This is a genomic window from Achromobacter marplatensis (assembly GCF_049060505.1).
Classification (GTDB): Bacteria; Pseudomonadota; Gammaproteobacteria; order Burkholderiales; family Burkholderiaceae_B; genus Achromobacter; species Achromobacter marplatensis_A.
Genome location: NZ_JBMGRB010000005.1, coordinates 372,623 through 388,292, shown reverse-complemented (window position 1 = coordinate 388,292; position 15,670 = coordinate 372,623). Strand labels below are relative to the sequence as shown.

Annotated in this window: 10 protein-coding genes and 2 riboswitches; of the genes, 3 read left to right on the top strand and 7 right to left on the bottom strand. The window is 65.1% G+C overall.

What is annotated here, in order from left to right; translation table 11 throughout:
- Nucleotides 1-18 precede the first annotated feature (18 nt).
- The 3 genes from ACI0FO_RS15470 (at nt 19) to ACI0FO_RS15460 (ending at nt 5,209) form a co-directional block, all read left to right on the top strand.
- The gene (locus ACI0FO_RS15470) at nt 19-1,428 is read left to right on the top strand and encodes an amidase (protein ID WP_416027935.1); all 1,410 of its coding nucleotides are present in this window, start codon (nt 19-21) and stop codon (nt 1,426-1,428) included.
- 28 nt (nt 1,429-1,456) lie between these two features.
- Entirely contained in the window at nt 1,457-2,932 is a 1,476-nt protein-coding gene (locus tag ACI0FO_RS15465; protein ID WP_416027934.1) for a M81 family metallopeptidase, read from the top strand.
- 321 nt (nt 2,933-3,253) lie between these two features.
- The gene (locus tag ACI0FO_RS15460; protein ID WP_416027932.1) at nt 3,254-5,209 is read left to right on the top strand and encodes a DUF945 family protein; all 1,956 of its coding nucleotides are present in this window, start codon (nt 3,254-3,256) and stop codon (nt 5,207-5,209) included.
- A gap of 117 nt (nt 5,210-5,326) precedes the next feature.
- Here ACI0FO_RS15460 and gcvP read toward each other — a convergent pair whose 3' ends face one another.
- The 7 genes from gcvP to ACI0FO_RS15425 all read right to left on the bottom strand — a co-directional run bounded on the left by gcvP (nt 5,327) and on the right by ACI0FO_RS15425 (nt 15,452).
- On the bottom strand, nt 5,327-8,200 hold the full coding sequence (gene gcvP, locus ACI0FO_RS15455) for an aminomethyl-transferring glycine dehydrogenase (RefSeq protein ID WP_416027930.1): 2,874 nt from the start codon (nt 8,198-8,200) through the stop codon (nt 5,327-5,329).
- A gap of 69 nt (nt 8,201-8,269) precedes the next feature.
- Complete coding sequence (gene gcvH, locus ACI0FO_RS15450) at nt 8,270-8,647, bottom strand: glycine cleavage system protein GcvH (protein WP_416027928.1); 378 nt, start codon at nt 8,645-8,647, stop codon at nt 8,270-8,272.
- Between the two features lie 99 nt (nt 8,648-8,746).
- The gene (gene gcvT / locus ACI0FO_RS15445) at nt 8,747-9,847 is read right to left on the bottom strand and encodes a glycine cleavage system aminomethyltransferase GcvT (protein ID WP_332007636.1); all 1,101 of its coding nucleotides are present in this window, start codon (nt 9,845-9,847) and stop codon (nt 8,747-8,749) included.
- A gap of 91 nt (nt 9,848-9,938) precedes the next feature.
- A riboswitch (glycine riboswitch) is annotated at nt 9,939-10,065 on the bottom strand.
- A gap of 35 nt (nt 10,066-10,100) precedes the next feature.
- A riboswitch (glycine riboswitch) is annotated at nt 10,101-10,197 on the bottom strand.
- An 86-nt stretch (nt 10,198-10,283) separates the two neighbouring features.
- Nucleotides 10,284-11,177, bottom strand: coding sequence for a ZIP family metal transporter (locus ACI0FO_RS15440; RefSeq protein WP_416027926.1), 894 nt, complete (start codon nt 11,175-11,177; stop codon nt 10,284-10,286).
- 31 nt (nt 11,178-11,208) lie between these two features.
- Complete coding sequence (locus ACI0FO_RS15435) at nt 11,209-11,823, bottom strand: superoxide dismutase (RefSeq protein ID WP_416027924.1); 615 nt, start codon at nt 11,821-11,823, stop codon at nt 11,209-11,211.
- A 142-nt stretch (nt 11,824-11,965) separates the two neighbouring features.
- Nucleotides 11,966-13,168, bottom strand: a complete 1,203-nt coding sequence (locus ACI0FO_RS15430) for an NAD(P)/FAD-dependent oxidoreductase (RefSeq protein WP_416027922.1) — start codon at nt 13,166-13,168, stop codon at nt 11,966-11,968.
- A gap of 22 nt (nt 13,169-13,190) precedes the next feature.
- Nucleotides 13,191-15,452 (bottom strand): arginine/lysine/ornithine decarboxylase, encoded by a 2,262-nt coding sequence (locus ACI0FO_RS15425; protein ID WP_105556975.1) that lies wholly within the window; start codon nt 15,450-15,452, stop codon nt 13,191-13,193.
- Nucleotides 15,453-15,670 lie beyond the last annotated feature (218 nt).

Sequence of the window (15,670 nt, the reverse complement as noted above, 5' to 3'; positions counted from 1 at the left end):
CCGCACACTGGAACCAAGATGTCACAACCGCATGAATTGTCCGCCCAGGAATTGCTGCACGCCTACCGCGACAAGTCGCTTTCGCCCGTTGAAGCCACGCGCGCCGTGCTGGAACACATCGAACGCTGGGAACCGCACCTGAAGGCCACCTATGCGCTGGATCCCGAAGCCGCGCTGGCGATGGCGCGAGCCTCCGAAGCCCGCTGGCTGAAAGGCGAACCGCTGTCCGCGGGCGGTTACACGCTGGACGGCGTGCCCGCCACCATCAAAGAGAACATCGCCACCCGTGGCACGCCCATTCCGCTGGGCACCGCCGCCACCGACCTGACCCCGGCCGCCGCCGACGCGCCCCCCGCCGCCCGCATGCGCGAAGCCGGCGCCGTGCTGTTGGGCAAGACCACCATGCCCGACTACGGCATGTTGTCCTCGGGGCTGTCGAGCTTCCACGAACTGACGCGCAACCCCTGGGACCTCTCCAAGAATCCCGGCGGTTCCAGCGCCGGCGCGGGCGCCGCTGCCGCCGCCGGCTATGGGCCGCTGCATATCGGCACCGACATTGGCGGTTCCGTCCGCCTGCCGGCCGCCTGGTGCGGCATCGCCACGCTGAAACCCAGCCTGGGCCGCATTCCCATCGATCCGCCGTTCATGGGCCGCTGCGCCGGCCCGATGACGCGCACGATCACGGACACGGCGCTGATGATGGGCGTGCTGTCGCAACCCGACGCGCGCGACCACATGAGCCTTCCCTTCCAGGACTTCGACTGGCTGAACCTGGCGCAAGACGTGCGCGGGCTGCGAATCGGCCTCTTGATGGAAGCTGGCTGCGGGCTGCCGCTAGACCCCGAGGTGCGCGACGCGGTGCAAGCCGCGGCCCAAGCCTTCGAGGCCGCCGGCGCCATCGTCACCCCGATGCTGCCCTGGATGACGCCCGACATGCTGGACGGCGTGGACCGTTTTTGGCGCACGCGCTCGGCGATCGACCTTGCCGCGCTGCCCGACGCGCGCCGCGCGAAAATCCTGCCATTCATTCGCGCTTGGGCGGAAAGTGGCGGCGGGCAGTCCGGCGAAGCCGTCTTCCGCAGCTACTACGACACCCTGAACGTGCGCGCCAAGACCGTGGCGGCCTGCGCCCCGTTCGATTACGTGCTCTCGCCCGTGGCGCCCGTGGTGGCCTACAACGCTGAATGGCCGTCGCCGACCAATGAAGTCGCCACCACCATGCACCACATCGGCTTCACGCTGCCCTTCAACATGAGCGAACAGCCGGCCGCGTCCGTCAATTGCGGCTATACGCGGGCTGGCCTGCCCATCGGGCTGCAGATCGCCGGCGCGCGTTTTGATGATCTGGGCGTGCTGCGCGTGGCGCGCGCCTGGGAGCAAATGCGCCCCGCGCAGCATCCGTGGCCCCAGCCGCCCAAAGCGAACTGACTTTCCACAGCAACCCACAGGAATTCCCATGCGTTGGCTTTTGGCAATGATCAAGCACGAGACGAATACCTATTCGCCCGTGCCGACCCCGCTGGAACGCTTTTTCCGCGGCAATCCCGAAATCCTGGCCGGCGAACGCGCCATCAAGGCCTACGAGAATACCGATAGCGGATTGGGGGGGTATATCGAAGTGGCCCGCCGCGAAGGCGTCGACATCGTCGTGCCCGTGGCCGCCGAGTCCTGGCCAAGCGGCCCCGCCAGCGCCCAGACGCATGAACGGCTGTGCAAACTGGTGCTGGACCAGGTCAAGCTGGGCGGCTTTGACGCCATTCTGCTGGATCTGCACGGCGCGATGGTGGCCGAAGGGGTGGAAGACGCCGAGGGCGACCTGCTGCGCCGGCTGCGTGAAATCGACCCCAAGACGCCCGTCGCCGTCACGCTGGACATGCACGCCAACATCTATGACGACATCGTGAACAACGCCACCGTCATCAGCGGCTTCCACACCTATCCCCACGTGGACATCCGCGCAGCGGGCGTGCGCGCCGCCAACGTGATCGTGCGCACGCTCAAAGGCGAGGTTCGCCCCGTCATGAGCTGGGCCAACAAGCCGATGCTGCCGCACATCATGTGCCAAGGCACGCACGCTGCGCCGAACAAGCCCTTGCAGGAACGGTGCAAGGAACTTGAGGCGAATGGCGTGCTGGCGGCCTCCGTGTTCGTCGGCTTTCCGCATGCCGACATCCGCGAAGCCGGCCTGAGCGCGGTCGTCTGTACGGACGGCAAGCCGGACGAGGCGCGGCAATACCGCGACGAGCTTCTGGAACGCGCGTGGGCCGGCCGCGCGGACTGGGTGTTCCACCCTGAACCGCTGGCGCCCACCATTGCCCGCGCGAAGACGATCGAACAGGGCCCCGTCGTGCTGCTGGACCACTTTGACAACACCGGTTCCGGCGGCACCATGGACACCACCGCCGTGCTGGCCGAAGTGCTGCGCCAGGAACTGGACAACGTCGTCTTCTACGCCATCTGCGACCCGCAGGCCGCGAACGAAGCCGCCGCCGCCGGCGTAGGCGCCACCCTCACGCTGAAATTGGGCGGCAAGCTGCCCATGCCCGCCATCAAGGAAGCCAGCGAACCGCTGGAAGTGACCGGCCGCGTCAAACTGGTGTTCGACGGCGTCTACCTGAACCGCGGCCCAATGTATCGGGGCGTGCGCAATGACACGGGCCTGACCGTCGTCATCGACACGGGCCGCGTCGACATCGTGGTGGTGTCGCGCCACCAGGAACCCTTCGACATCAATTGCCTGCTGTCGGCCGGCATCGATCCGCTGCAAAAGCGCTATGTGGTGCTGAAAAGCCGCGTGCACTGGCGCGCGGGATTCTCGGACATGGCGACCGAGGTGATCGAATGCACGGGCGTGGGCGTCACGACATCCGATTACAGTCAACTGGATTTCAAGCACGTTCGCCGCCCGATTTACCCATTGGATCCGCTGTAATCCGGCGCCAAGCCGTCATATTGCAGGAATAAAGCCCCACGCCGCGCACATGCTCTGCATGCTTGCTACCCCCGAAGGCGGCTTTACCGGGCGCCCGCCCATCGGTAGAAGGCCAGCGCTTGTGCGCTGGCCTTTCATTTTGAAATCTTCAGTAACTGCGCGCACGCTCAGGTTACGGCGCGCCTCGGTATACTCGCCGCGGGCCCTTACAGGCCGATGAATACGTGTATACCGACGGCGGCTGCTGGCCGCCAAGGCGCGATGGCAATAAACGCCTCGCCTGTCGGATATGACTCGATAATCAACGAAAAAAGCAGAACGATGAAAAAGAGCGTAGCGATCACCCTCGGCGTGGTCATAGTGGGAGCGGGAAGCTGGGTAGGCGCCACGTGGTACACCGGCAAACGTATTGAGGAAAGCTCGCAGCGCCATCTGGCCGAGGCCAACGAAAAGCTGGCCAAGCTGACGCCGCTGTTCGGCCTGCGCATCGACCAGCTGAAGTACGAACGCAGCCTGTTCTCGACCCAGGCCCGCTATGGCCTGTCGCTTGTCAAGAACGACAAGAGCCCCGACGCCATGCCCGCCGGCATGATTGAATTCGACGCGGTCGTGGAACACGGCCCCTTCCCCAAGAGCGCCCTGGCAACCGGCGCCCTTGCGCCCAAGCTGGCTTACGTCCATGCCGAAATGGCCAAGACGGACAACCTGAAGGAAGTGTTCGAACTGACCAAGGGCGTATCGCCGCTGATCAGCGACGCCACCATCAGCTATAGCGGCATCACCAGCTCCACGTCCAAGATCGCCCCGGTCAAGGTCACGCACGAAGGCACCTCGGTGGATTTCAGCGGCATGGTCGTGACCGGCGAGTTCGATCGCGCCTTGCAAGGCGTGACCGCACGCGGCGTAATGGACACGCTGACGATCGACGCCTCGAAGAGCAGCGACCCCGCCAAGGTTTCCATCGCCGGCATGACGATCGACGCCAATAGCCGCGTGGGCAAGTTTGGCGTGTCGATCGGCGATTCCGACCTGAAGATCAAGCGCATCGACGTCACCCGCCCCGAAGACGACATCAAGCTGTCGCTGGACAACTTCGGCTACGGCGTGAAGCTGTCGGAAGACGACAAATCGATCAACGTGCAAGCCGCCTACCAGACCGGCGACATCATCGTGAACGACGTCGCGCTCGGCAACGGCCAAGCCGTGATCAAGCTGGCCAAGCTGGACGGCCAGGCCGTCAAGCAATTGTCCGACACCTACAACCAGTTGGTGCGCCAATACATGGCCAGCACGGAAGACGAAGGCCTGAAGGACGAGCAGATCCAGGTGCTGCTGGACAACGCGGGCAAGCTGCTGGCCGGCAACCCGTCGTTCAGCATCGATCCGATCAGCTGGAAGACCGGCAAGGGCGAAAGCAAGCTGAACTTCACGCTGGACCTGGCCAACCCCGCCGACGTCAAGAACCTGACGCCGCAGGAAATCGCGGTTCAAGCCATCAAGCGCATCGACGCCACGCTGATCATCTCCAAGCCGATGGTCAAAGACCTGATGACGCAATACGCCGTCAAGAAGGATGGCATGGCTGCCGACAAGGCCGCCGAAGAAGCCGAACAAAACGTGCGCCAGATGTCGGGCATGGCTGAAATGTTCAACGTCGGCAAGAACGAAGGCGACAACATCGTCGGCAAGTTCACCTTTGCCGACGGCATGGGCGATCTGAACGGCAAGAAGATCCCGGCCGACGAACTCTTCTCGGGCCTGCTGGGTGCAGCCGGCATGGACTCCATGGATGAGGAGCCCGAAGAGGAAACGATGCCGGGCCAGGAAGAGCCCGCGGTGACCGACACCCCGACCGCCGGCATGATGCAGAACTTCGACCTGGACATGGTCAGCAGCATGCTCGACGACATGGGTTACACCGTGAAGCAGAGCGATGGCGACGAAGGCCCGGTGCTGGTGCTGGATCCCGGCACCACCGGCGCCAGCGACCTGCGCCTGGAATTCCTGTGCAACGACTTCACCGAGAAGTGCCTGGACCTGGTCGTGACGGCCACCTACAAGACCAAGAAGCCGATGGCCTTGAAGGCCATCAACACCTGGAACCAGGAATACCGCTGGACCCGCGCCTACCTGGACGACAAGAACCAGGCCGTGCTGCAGATGGACATGAACGCCGAAGGCGGCATCGGCAAGGAAAACCTGCAAATCCTGCTGAACACCTTCATCAGCATCGCCGAAGACTTCGGCACGCTGAGCAAGGGCACGGCGGCCAAGTAAGCCTGCGTCGCCCCGCCCAAAGAAAAACCCCCATCGAAAAAAGATGGGGGTTTTTTATTGCCTGCGGGATCCCTCACATCAGGATCCCTGCCCGGCTTGCGCCGGGCAGTCATGCCATCAGGCGTAGGCTTCGATCGGCAGGCACGCGCACACCAGGTTGCGGTCGCCGTAGGCGTTGTCCACCCGGCCCACCGGCGGCCAGTACTTGGCCTCGCGTAGCGACGCCACCGGATAGGCGGCTTGCTGGCGCGGGTAGTCGTGCAGCCATTCTTCGGCCATCAGCATCTGCGCGGTATGCGGCGCGTTCTTCAAGACGTTGTCTTCGCGATCGCGTTCGCCGCGTTCGACCTGGGCGATTTCCTCGCGGATCGAGATCATCGCGTCGATGAAGCGGTCCAGTTCGGCCACGCCTTCGGATTCCGTCGGCTCGACCATCAGCGTGCCGGCTACCGGGAAGCTCATCGTCGGTGCGTGGAAACCGTAGTCCATCAGACGCTTGGCGATGTCCTCGGCGCTGATGCCGCTGACTTCCTTCAGCGGCCGCACGTCCAGGATGCACTCGTGCGCCACGCGGCCATTGCGGCCCGCGTACAGAACCGGGTAGTGGTCACGCAGACGGGTCGCGATGTAGTTGGCGTTCAGGATGGCGACTTCCGTCGCGCGGCGCAGGCCGTCGGCGCCCATCAGCGAGATGTACACGAACGGAATGGGCAGGATGCCGGCGGAGCCAAACGGCGCGGCCGAGACCGGCCCGACCTTCGCGTCGCCGGGCAACTTGCCTTGCTCGTTCACGACGCCCGGCAGGTACGGCGCCAAGTGCGCGCGCACCGCCACGGGGCCCACGCCGGGGCCGCCGCCGCCGTGCGGGATGCAGAACGTCTTGTGCAGGTTCAGGTGGGAAACGTCCGAACCGAACTTGCCCGGCTGAGCCACGCCGACCATCGCGTTCATGTTGGCGCCGTCCAGGTAGACCTGGCCGCCGGCCTGGTGGACCAGGTCGCAGATTTCGGTCACGGCTTCTTCGAACACGCCGTGCGTGGACGGGTACGTGATCATCAGCGCGGCCAGCTTGTCGCCGACCTGTTCGATCTTGGCGCGCAAGTCGGAAAGATCGACGTTGCCGTTGGAATCGGACGCCACCACCACCACGTCCATGCCGGCCAACTGCGCCGACGCGGGGTTGGTGCCGTGCGCGGACGACGGGATCAGGCAGACATTGCGCTGATGCTGGCCGTTGGCCTGGTGATAGCCGCGAATGGCCAACAAGCCGGCGTATTCGCCTTGCGCGCCCGAATTGGGCTGCAGGCTGATGTTGTCGTAGCCGGTGATTTCGCACAGCGCGGCCGACAGGCGGTCGATCAGCTCGTTGTAGCCCTGGCTTTGCGAGGCGGGGGCAAACGGGTGGATCAGCGCGAATTCGGGCCAGGTGATCGGGATCATCTCGGCGGTGGCGTTCAACTTCATGGTGCACGAACCCAGCGGGATCATCGTGCGGTCCAGGGCCAGGTCCTTGTCGGCCAGGCGGCGCAAGTAGCGCAGCATGTCGGTTTCGGACTGCACGCTGGAGAAGACCGGGTGCGTCAGGATGGCGCTTTCACGCGCGACCGATGCGGGAATGCCGCTGGCGGCGGCCGCATCCAGCGCGTCGATGTCCAGTTCGACATCATCGCGTTCCAGGCCGGCGGCAAACACGTTGACCAACGCTTGCAGGTCGGCGACGGTGACGGTTTCGTCCAGCGACACCGCCAGGCGGGCGCCATCGACGCGGCGCAGGTTGATGTGCTCGCACTCGGCGGCCGTCAGGATGGCCGGGGTGGCTGCGCCCGTTTCCAGCAACAGCGTGTCGAAGAACGTGTCGTTCACGACCTTCACGCCCAGCTTGATGAGTTCGCCGCGCAGGATGGCGGTGCTGCGCTGCACGCGCTGCGCAATGCGGCGGATGCCCTCGGGGCCATGCCAGACGGCGTACATGCCGGCCATCACGGCCAGTAGCACCTGCGCGGTGCAAATGTTGGACGTGGCCTTTTCACGGCGGATGTGCTGTTCGCGCGTTTGCAGCGCCAGACGCATCGCGGGATTGCCTTGCGAGTCCTTGGACACGCCGACGAGGCGACCGGCCATGTTGCGCTTGAAGCCATCCTTGCAGGCCATGAAGCCGGCGTGCGGGCCGCCGAAGCCGAACGGCACGCCGAAGCGCTGCGCCGAACCGATGGCGATGTCCGCGCCCCACTCGCCCGGCGCGGCCAGCACGGCCAGCGCCAACAGGTCGGTCGCGCACGCCACCACGGCGCCTTGCGCATGGGCGGTTTCAGTCAGTTTGCGGTAGTCGGCGACGGAGCCCGTGCTGTGCGGGTATTGCAGCAGCACGCCGAAGCACTCGGGCAGGCCTTCGGCCTCGTCGCCCACCGCGATTTCCAGCCCCAAGCCTTCGGCGCGCGTGCGCACGACTTCGATGGTCTGGGGGTGCACATGGCGCGAAATGAAGAACACCGGGCTTTGCGACTTGGCGCCGCGGCGCGCCAGCGTCATGGCTTCGGCGGCAGCGGTGCTTTCATCCAGCAGCGAGGCGTTGGAGATATCCAGCCCGGTCAGGTCGGCGACCATGGTCTGGTAGTTCAGCAGGGCTTCAAGGCGGCCCTGCGAGATTTCCGGCTGGTACGGCGTGTAGGCCGTGTACCAGGCGGGATTCTCAAGAATATTGCGCAGCACGACGTTGGGCGTCTGCGTGCCGTAGTAACCCTGGCCGATGTAGTTGCGGTAGACCTTGTTGCGGCCCGCGATCTGCTTCAGCTCGGCCAGCACGTCGGTTTCGCTGCGCGAGGGCGGCAGCGCCAGCGGGGCCTGGCTGCGGATCTTCGAAGGCACGACTTCTTCGATCAGGGCGTCCAGGCTGGGGCTGCCGATCACGCTTAGCATGGCGGCCTGGTCGGCGTCGGAGGGGCCAATGTGGCGGGGAATGAAGTCGGTATGGGTGTCTAGGGCGCGCGACATGGGGAATCTCGGGGTGGTGGTGCGTCAGGGCGGGCGCGGCGCACAGGCCGCGCCCGCCTCGGACCGGCTTTAGCCGTTGGCGACGGCTTCGTAGCCGGCGGCGTCCAGCAGCTTGTCGGCATCGGCCGCGTTAACCGGCTTGATCTTGAAGATCCAGGCAGTGAAGGCCGATTCATTGATCAGGCTGGGGTTGTTTTCCAGCTCGTCGTTGAAAGCGACGATTTCGCCGGCCATGGGCGCATAGATGTCGGAGGCGGCCTTGACCGATTCGACCACGCCAGCGGTTTCGCCTGCGTTCAGCTTGGCGCCGACCTTCACGTCGCCAACGAAGACCAGATCGCCCAATTGATCCTGGGCGGTGTCGGTAATGCCGACGACGAACACGTCGCCTTCAGCTTTGACCCATTCGTGGGACTGGGTGTACTTGCGATCGGTGGGCAGACTCATGGGAACTCCTGAGGGAATGCGGGTAGATGAATGGTGTTGCGCGCCTCGCGCGGGCGACGCTTGCCCGGACCGGGCCGGCGCACGCGCGAAGCTTCGAGTTTACGAGTGTTCGACGGCTTTGCCGTTACGGACAAACGGCAGTTTGCAGACTTGGGCGGGGACCCATTTTCCGCGGATATCGACCTCGACCGTATCGCCCGGACGCACGCCTTGCGGCAGGCGGGCAAAACCGATCGACACGCCCAGCGTGGGCGACATCGTGCCGCTGGTGAGCTCGCCCGTGCCGGCCGGCGTGCGCACGGCCATGTGGGCGCGCATCACGCCGCGCTCTTGCAGCTTCAGGCCGATGAAGGTGGCGGGCGTGGCGAACTGCTCAAGTGCGTCGCGGCCAATGAAGTGGCGCTCGGCATCCTTCAGGGACACGGTCCAGGTCAGGCCGGCCTGGTTGGGGTGGGTCAGCTCGTCCATGTCCTGGCCGTACAGGTTCATGCCGGCTTCCAGGCGCAGCGTGTCGCGCGCGCCCAGGCCCGCCGGACGCACGCCCTGGGCAGCCAGGTCGCGCCACAGCTGCACGACGTCGGCGGCGGGCAAAACGATTTCAAAGCCGTCTTCGCCGGTATAGCCCGTGCGGGCGACCAGTGTGTCGTCGCCCACGATGGCGGCGACGAAAGGCGTCAGCGGTTCCGTGGCGGCTTGCCATGCCGGGCGGGCGGCCCAGACCTTGGCGCGGGCGTTGGGGCCCTGCACGGCCACCATGGCCAAGTCGCGGCGCGGGGTGATGGTGACATCGAAATTGCCGGCCTGCTTCACGCGCTGCATCCAGGCCATGTCTTTGTCGGCCGTGCCGGCGTTGACCACCACGCGCCATTCATCCGCGGCGAAGAAGTAGACGATCAGGTCGTCGATGACGCCGCCTTGCGGGTTCAGCATGCAGGTGTACAGCGCCTTGCCCGGCACGGTCAGTTTGGCCACGTCATTGGCGACCAACCGCTGCAGGAAGGCAAAGGCGTCCGGGCCGACGACGTCGGCGTTCAGCATGTGCGACACGTCGAACATGCCGGCATCCTGGCGCACCGCATGGTGCTCTTCCAGCTGCGAGCCGTAGGCCAAGGGCATGTCCCATCCGCCGAAATCGACCATTCGGGCGCCGGAGGCGATATGTTCTTCGGCCAGCGGGGTGCGTTTGAGGGTTGCGGACATGCGCGGAAACTCCGGGACGGCAGTGGGCTGCCAGGGTTACGGAATGCCGGTCGCGACAGGCGGACGACGCCCGCGCGGCTACGGCTGAATCTTCCGCCCCTCTGTCCTTTTGCCTGAGAGTTGCCCCGCGCGTGGCGGGTTTGCACCTTCGGCGCCTGGGCTACACGCTATGTGTCCCTTGTTCAGGGGCGGCGCCAGGTCTCTCCAGAGTACTGTTTTGCCCCGTCCACACGGCAAGAAGGCCGGGACAGGGCAAGCATGTGCGATATCGGTTACCTGAGCGATTCTGGGCGAATTGCGCCTTCGGCGGCGGCCCGTATTGATAGGCCGCTCTCTCCCGCAAACATGCGTGACAGCGGCGCCAAGCATACAACGAATCTGGAGGCTGGAAAAGCGGGACTTCTCGGGGCCGAACGCCCCGAGAGGCCCGCCAGGCCTACCCCAACGCCGTGTCCAGCAGCATCATCAACACGAAGCCGATCATCAAGCCGCAGGTGGCATAGACCTCGTGCCCTTTGCGGTGCGATTCGGGGATGATTTCGTGGCTGATGACGAACAGCATGGCGCCGGCGGCGAAACCCAGGCCCCAGGGCAGCATTGCCGCGGAGAACCCGACGATAGCCGCGCCGATCACCGCGCCCAGCGGTTCAACCAGCCCGGACAACATGCCCAGCGCCACGGCGAAGGCGCGTTTGTAGCCGGCGGCCAACAGCGCCACGGCCACCACCAGCCCTTCCGGGATGTCCTGGATGGCGATGCCGGTGGCCAGCGCCGTGCCGCGCACGGGGTCGCTGCCCGCGTAGCCCACGCCGATGGCCAGGCCTTCGGGCAGGTTGTGCAGGGTAATGGCGAACACAAACAGCCAGGTACGGCGCAGGCGGTGGGCCTCGATGCCTTCACGGCCCTTGATGAAGTGCTCGTGCGGCAAGGTCCGGTCCATGACCAGCAGGACCGCCGCCCCCAGCAGGATGGCGGCGCCCACCGTCAGGCCGGCGCCCCACGGGCCCATGCCCTGGGACTCGGCCGCCTCGACGCCCGGCGCCACCAGCGAGAATGCGCTGGCCGCCAGCATCACCCCGGCGCCGAAGCCGAACATGCTGTCTTGCACCTTTTGCGGGATGGTGCGGGCGAACAGGATGGGCAAGGTGCCCAGCGCCGTGGCGGCCGCGGCCACCAAGCCGCCCAGCAGGGCGTCGGCCACATGCGGCGCCCGCACGTCCAGGTACGCCCAGAGCTGATGCAGCGCCAGGCACGACACCAGGACGGCAAGCGTCCACACGCTGATGCTGGTGGCCGCGGGCCGCACGCGATGACGGCTGAAAGTGTTCATAGGGCCGCTACCCTCCTTGAGAGAGATGGCGTTAGCCCTTCGCGGCCGCATAGCGGCGAGCCACTTCGGGCCAGTTCACGACATTGTAAAAGGCGCCGATGTATTCCGGGCGGCGGTTCTGGTACTTCAGGTAGTAGGCATGCTCCCACACGTCCAGACCGAGGATGGGGGTGTTGCCCTGCATCAACGGGCTGTCCTGGTTGGCGCTGCTTTCGACCACCAGCTTACCGGCTGGCGTCACGGACAGCCAGGCCCAGCCGCTGCCGAAGCGGGTCAGCGCGGCCTTGGTGAACGCGTCGCGGAAGGCGGCCAGGCCCCCCAGTTCGGATTCGATGGCCGCCGCCAGCGCGCCGTCGGGCTCGCCGCCGCCTTCGGGCGACATGACCGACCAGAACAGGCTGTGGTTGGCGTGGCCGCCGCCGTGATTGCGCACCGCGCCGCGGATGGACTCGGGCAGTTGATCCAGGCGCGCCACCAGCGCTTCGACGGGCTCGTCGGTGCTGATCCCAGCCCCGTCCAGCGCCGCGTTCAAGCTGGTGACATATGTTTGATGGTGCTTGCTGTAGTGGATCTCCATCGTCATCGCGTCGATGTGAGGTTCCAGGGCGTCATAGGCGTACGGCAGGGTCGGAAGGGTGTAGGCCATGCATGTCTCCGGTGGACCCGCCCTCCAGAGGGAAGGCGCAAGTCAATATCGAAAACATAAATGATATGTATTTTTATTTGATATCACAATGGTATTGTCGCAATTCGCGTCATAGCGCCCGGCTATGCGCCGGGCGCCAGCCCTACAGCGCTTTGCCGCAGGCCACGCCCGATGCCCAGGCCCACTGGAAGTTGTAGCCGCCCAGCCAGCCGGTGACGTCGACCGCTTCGCCGATGAAATACAGGCCCGGCGTGGTTTTTGCCTGCATCGACTTTTGGTCCAGACCGCGCGTGTCCACGCCGCCGCGCATGACTTCGGCCTTTTTGTAGCCAGCGGTGCCGCTGGGCACCAGTGACCATTGATGGATGTCCTGCGCCAGCGCACGCAGCGTCTTGTCTGGCGCGTCGGCCAGGCGCAACGCGGCCAGCCCCGGCTTGCCGCCCTGCTCGGCCAGATGCAACCAGCGATCAGCCAGCCGCTTGGGCCACAGGCCCGCCAGCACCGTGTGCAGTTGCTGCCGGTTGCCGGATTTGGACGCCAGCAGTTCTTCGGCCAGGTCGCGGCCCGGCGCCAGGTCGATCACGATGGGTTCGCCGGGTTTCCAATAGCTGGAGATCTGCAGGATTGCCGGGCCGGACAGGCCGCGATGGGTGAACAGCAGGTCTTCCAGGAATTCGCCGCGCGCCTTGCCCTGCCCCGTGTGCAGGCCCACTTCCAGCGCCACACCCGAGAGCTCTGACAACGCTTGCCATTGCGCGGGGTCGAAGGTCAACGGTACCAGCGCCGGCCGGGGCTCGACCACTTTCAGGCCGAACTGCCGCGCGATCTTCAGGCCGAAATCCGTGGCCCCCAGTTGGGGAATCGCCATGCCGCCGGTCGCCACGACCAGCTTGGCCGCGCGAATCACGCCTTGGCCGGTGCGCAGTTCGAAGCCCGCGTCGCCGTGCCCGATCTCGGACACCGGGCAACCCATCCGCCATTGCACATTGCCCGCGTCGCACTCGGCGCGCAGCATGTCGATGATGGACTCGCTGGAATCGTTGCAGAAGAGCTGGCCGCGGTGCTTTTCGTGCCAGGCGATATGGTGGCGCTTCATCAGCGCCAGGAAATCCTGCGGGGTATAGGCCGACAACGCCGAGCGGCAGAAATGCGGATTGTCGGACAGGAAATTGGCGGGTCCGGCGCCGATGTTGGTGAAATTGCAGCGTCCGCCGCCCGAAATGCGGATTTTCTCCGCCAGGCGGTCGGCATGGTCGACCAGCACCACGCGCAAGCCGCGCTGGCCGGCCACCGCTGCACACATCATGCCAGCGGCGCCGGCGCCGAGTACGGCTACATCAAACATCAGGACTCCAGACCCGCGGGTCTTACTCTTCGATCAGGCAATCGACGTAGTAGCGCTTTTCGCCATTCGGACCCACTTCGTCGGCCAGGCCGTGGATATAGGTCTCGAAACCGGGGAAGCGCTCGTTGAACTCGCGTGCGAACTGCAGGTACTGCACGATCGTGCGGTTGAAGCGTTCGCCCGGGATCAGCAGCGGGATGCCCGGGGGATACGGCGTCAGCAGCACGCCGGTCACGCGGCCTTCCAGCTTGTCGATGTCGACGCGTTCGACTTCGCGGTGCGCCATGCGGGCAAAGGCGTCCGACGGCTTCAGCGCCGGCACCATGTCGCTCAGGTACATCTCGGTGGTCAGGCGGGCGACGTCGCGCGCGCGGTAGGCCTCGTGGATCTCCTGGCAGAGATCGCGCAGGCCCATGCGCTCGTAGCGGCGATGGACCTTGCAGAAATCCGGCAGGATGCGCCACAGCGGCTGGTTGCGGTCGTAGTCGTCCTTGAACTGCTGCAAGGCGGTCAACAGCGTGTTCCAGCGGCCCTTGGTGATGCCGATGGTGAACAGGATGAAGAACGAGTACAGACCGGTCTTTTCGACCACGACGCCGTGCTCGGTCAGGTACTTGGACACCAGCGCGGCGGGGATGCCGGTTTCGCCGAAGCTGCCCGACATGTCCAGCCCCGGGGTGATGACCGTGGCCTTGATCGGGTCCAGCATGTTGAAGCCTTCGGCCATTTCGCCGAAGCCGTGCCAGTGGTCGTTGGCTTCCAGGATCCATTCGTCACGGTTGCCGATGCCTTCGGACACCAGGCGGTTCGGGCCCCAGACCTTGAACCACCAGTCGTTCTTGCCGAACTCGGATTCCACCTTGCGCATGGCGCGGCGGAAGTCCAGGGCTTCGCGGATGCTTTCTTCGACCAGCGCGGTGCCTCCGGGCGGCTCCATCATGGCGGCGGCCACGTCGCACGACGCAATGATCGCGTACTGCGGCGAGGTCGACGTGTGCATCAGGTACGCCTCGTTGAAGACGTTGCGGTCCAGCTTGCGGGTCTCGGATTCCTGCACGATGATCTGCGAGGCCTGCGAAATGCCGGCCAGCAGCTTGTGCGTGGAGTGCGTGGCGAAGACCATCGCGTCGTGGCTGCGCGGACGGTCCTGGCCGATGGCGTGCATGTCTTGATAGAACTCGTGGAACGAGGCATGCGGCAGCCACGCTTCATCGAAGTGCAGCGTGTCGACATAGCTGCCAAGCTGCTCTTTGATCATTTCCACGTTGTAGATGACGCCGTCGTAGGTGCTTTGCGTCAACGTCAGGATGCGCGGATTCTTGTTCACCGCTTCGCGCGCGAAGGGGTTGGCTTCGATCTTCTTGCGGATATTGTCCGGGTGGAATTCTTCCAGCGGAATCGGGCCGATGATGCCCAGGTGGTTGCGAGTCGGGCGCAGGAACACCGGGATCGCGCCCGTCATCGTGATGGCGTGCAGGATCGACTTGTGGCAATTGCGGTCCACCACCACCACGTCGCCGGCAGCGACGTTGGCGTGCCAGACGACCTTGTTGGACGTGGACGTGCCGTTGGTGACGAAGAAGCAATGGTCCGCATGGAAAATGCGCGCGGCGTTCAGCTCGGACTCGGCGATGGGGCCGGTGTGGTCCAGCAACTGGCCCAGTTCGTCCACGGCGTTGCAGACGTCGGCGCGCAGCATGTTCTCGCCGAAGAACTGGTGGAACATGCGTCCCACGGGGCTCTTCAGGAACGCCACGCCGCCGGAGTGGCCGGGACAGTGCCAGGAATACGAACCGTCCTGCGCGTACTTGACCAGTTCGCGGAAAAACGGCGGCGGCAGCGAATCCACGTAGCTGCGCGCTTCGCGGATGATGTGGCGCGCCACGAATTCGGGGGTGTCCTCGAACATGTGGATGAAGCCGTGCAGCTCGCGCAGGATGTCGTTCGGGATGTGTTCCGACGTGCGCGTCTCGCCATACAGGTAGATGGGAATGTCGGCGTTGCGGAAGCGCAGTTCGCCGATGAACATGCGCAGGTTCTTGATCGCGCTGGCCACGTCCTCGGGCGAATCCACGTCGAACTCTTCATCGTCGATCGACAGGATGAAGGCGCTGGCGCGGCTTTGCTGCTGCGCAAACGAACTCAGGTCGCCATAACTGGTCACCCCGATCACCTCGACGCCCTCGGCCTCGATCGCTTCAGATAAGGCACGGATACCCAAACCGGACGCGTTCTCGGAACGGTAGTCCTCGTCGATGATGAAGATGGGGAAGCGGAATTTCATGCAGGCGCTCCTGGGGCAAGACGGGATCGGACGCTTATCGCGGCGCGAATGTACTTCTAGTAAAAATCCGCCTGATGACAGACGGCGCGAGCACCCGCCGGGGAGGCGGGAATGGCGGAATTGTAGGGCTGTTTTTCTTACAGTCCTAAGGGAAATCCCCAGAAGGCCTGAACGGCCGTTGTCATCGCGCCAAAAGCGGGCGCTTTCAGCACAGCGGC

Bases quoted from the DNA above. Each gene is read 5' to 3' on its own strand.
- ACI0FO_RS15470 (WP_416027935.1), top strand. From the start codon at position 19: ATGTCACAACCGCATGAATTGTCCGCCCAGGAATTGCTGCACGCCTAC.
- ACI0FO_RS15465 (WP_416027934.1), top strand. From the start codon at position 1,457: ATGCGTTGGCTTTTGGCAATGATCAAGCACGAGACGAATACCTATTCG.
- ACI0FO_RS15460 (WP_416027932.1), top strand. From the start codon at position 3,254: ATGAAAAAGAGCGTAGCGATCACCCTCGGCGTGGTCATAGTGGGAGCG.
- gcvP (WP_416027930.1), bottom strand. From the start codon at position 8,200: ATGTCGCGCGCCCTAGACACCCATACCGACTTCATTCCCCGCCACATT.
- gcvH (WP_416027928.1), bottom strand. From the start codon at position 8,647: ATGAGTCTGCCCACCGATCGCAAGTACACCCAGTCCCACGAATGGGTC.
- gcvT (WP_332007636.1), bottom strand. From the start codon at position 9,847: ATGTCCGCAACCCTCAAACGCACCCCGCTGGCCGAAGAACATATCGCC.
- ACI0FO_RS15440 (WP_416027926.1), bottom strand. From the start codon at position 11,177: ATGAACACTTTCAGCCGTCATCGCGTGCGGCCCGCGGCCACCAGCATC.
- ACI0FO_RS15435 (WP_416027924.1), bottom strand. From the start codon at position 11,823: ATGGCCTACACCCTTCCGACCCTGCCGTACGCCTATGACGCCCTGGAA.
- ACI0FO_RS15430 (WP_416027922.1), bottom strand. From the start codon at position 13,168: ATGTTTGATGTAGCCGTACTCGGCGCCGGCGCCGCTGGCATGATGTGT.
- ACI0FO_RS15425 (WP_105556975.1), bottom strand. From the start codon at position 15,452: ATGAAATTCCGCTTCCCCATCTTCATCATCGACGAGGACTACCGTTCC.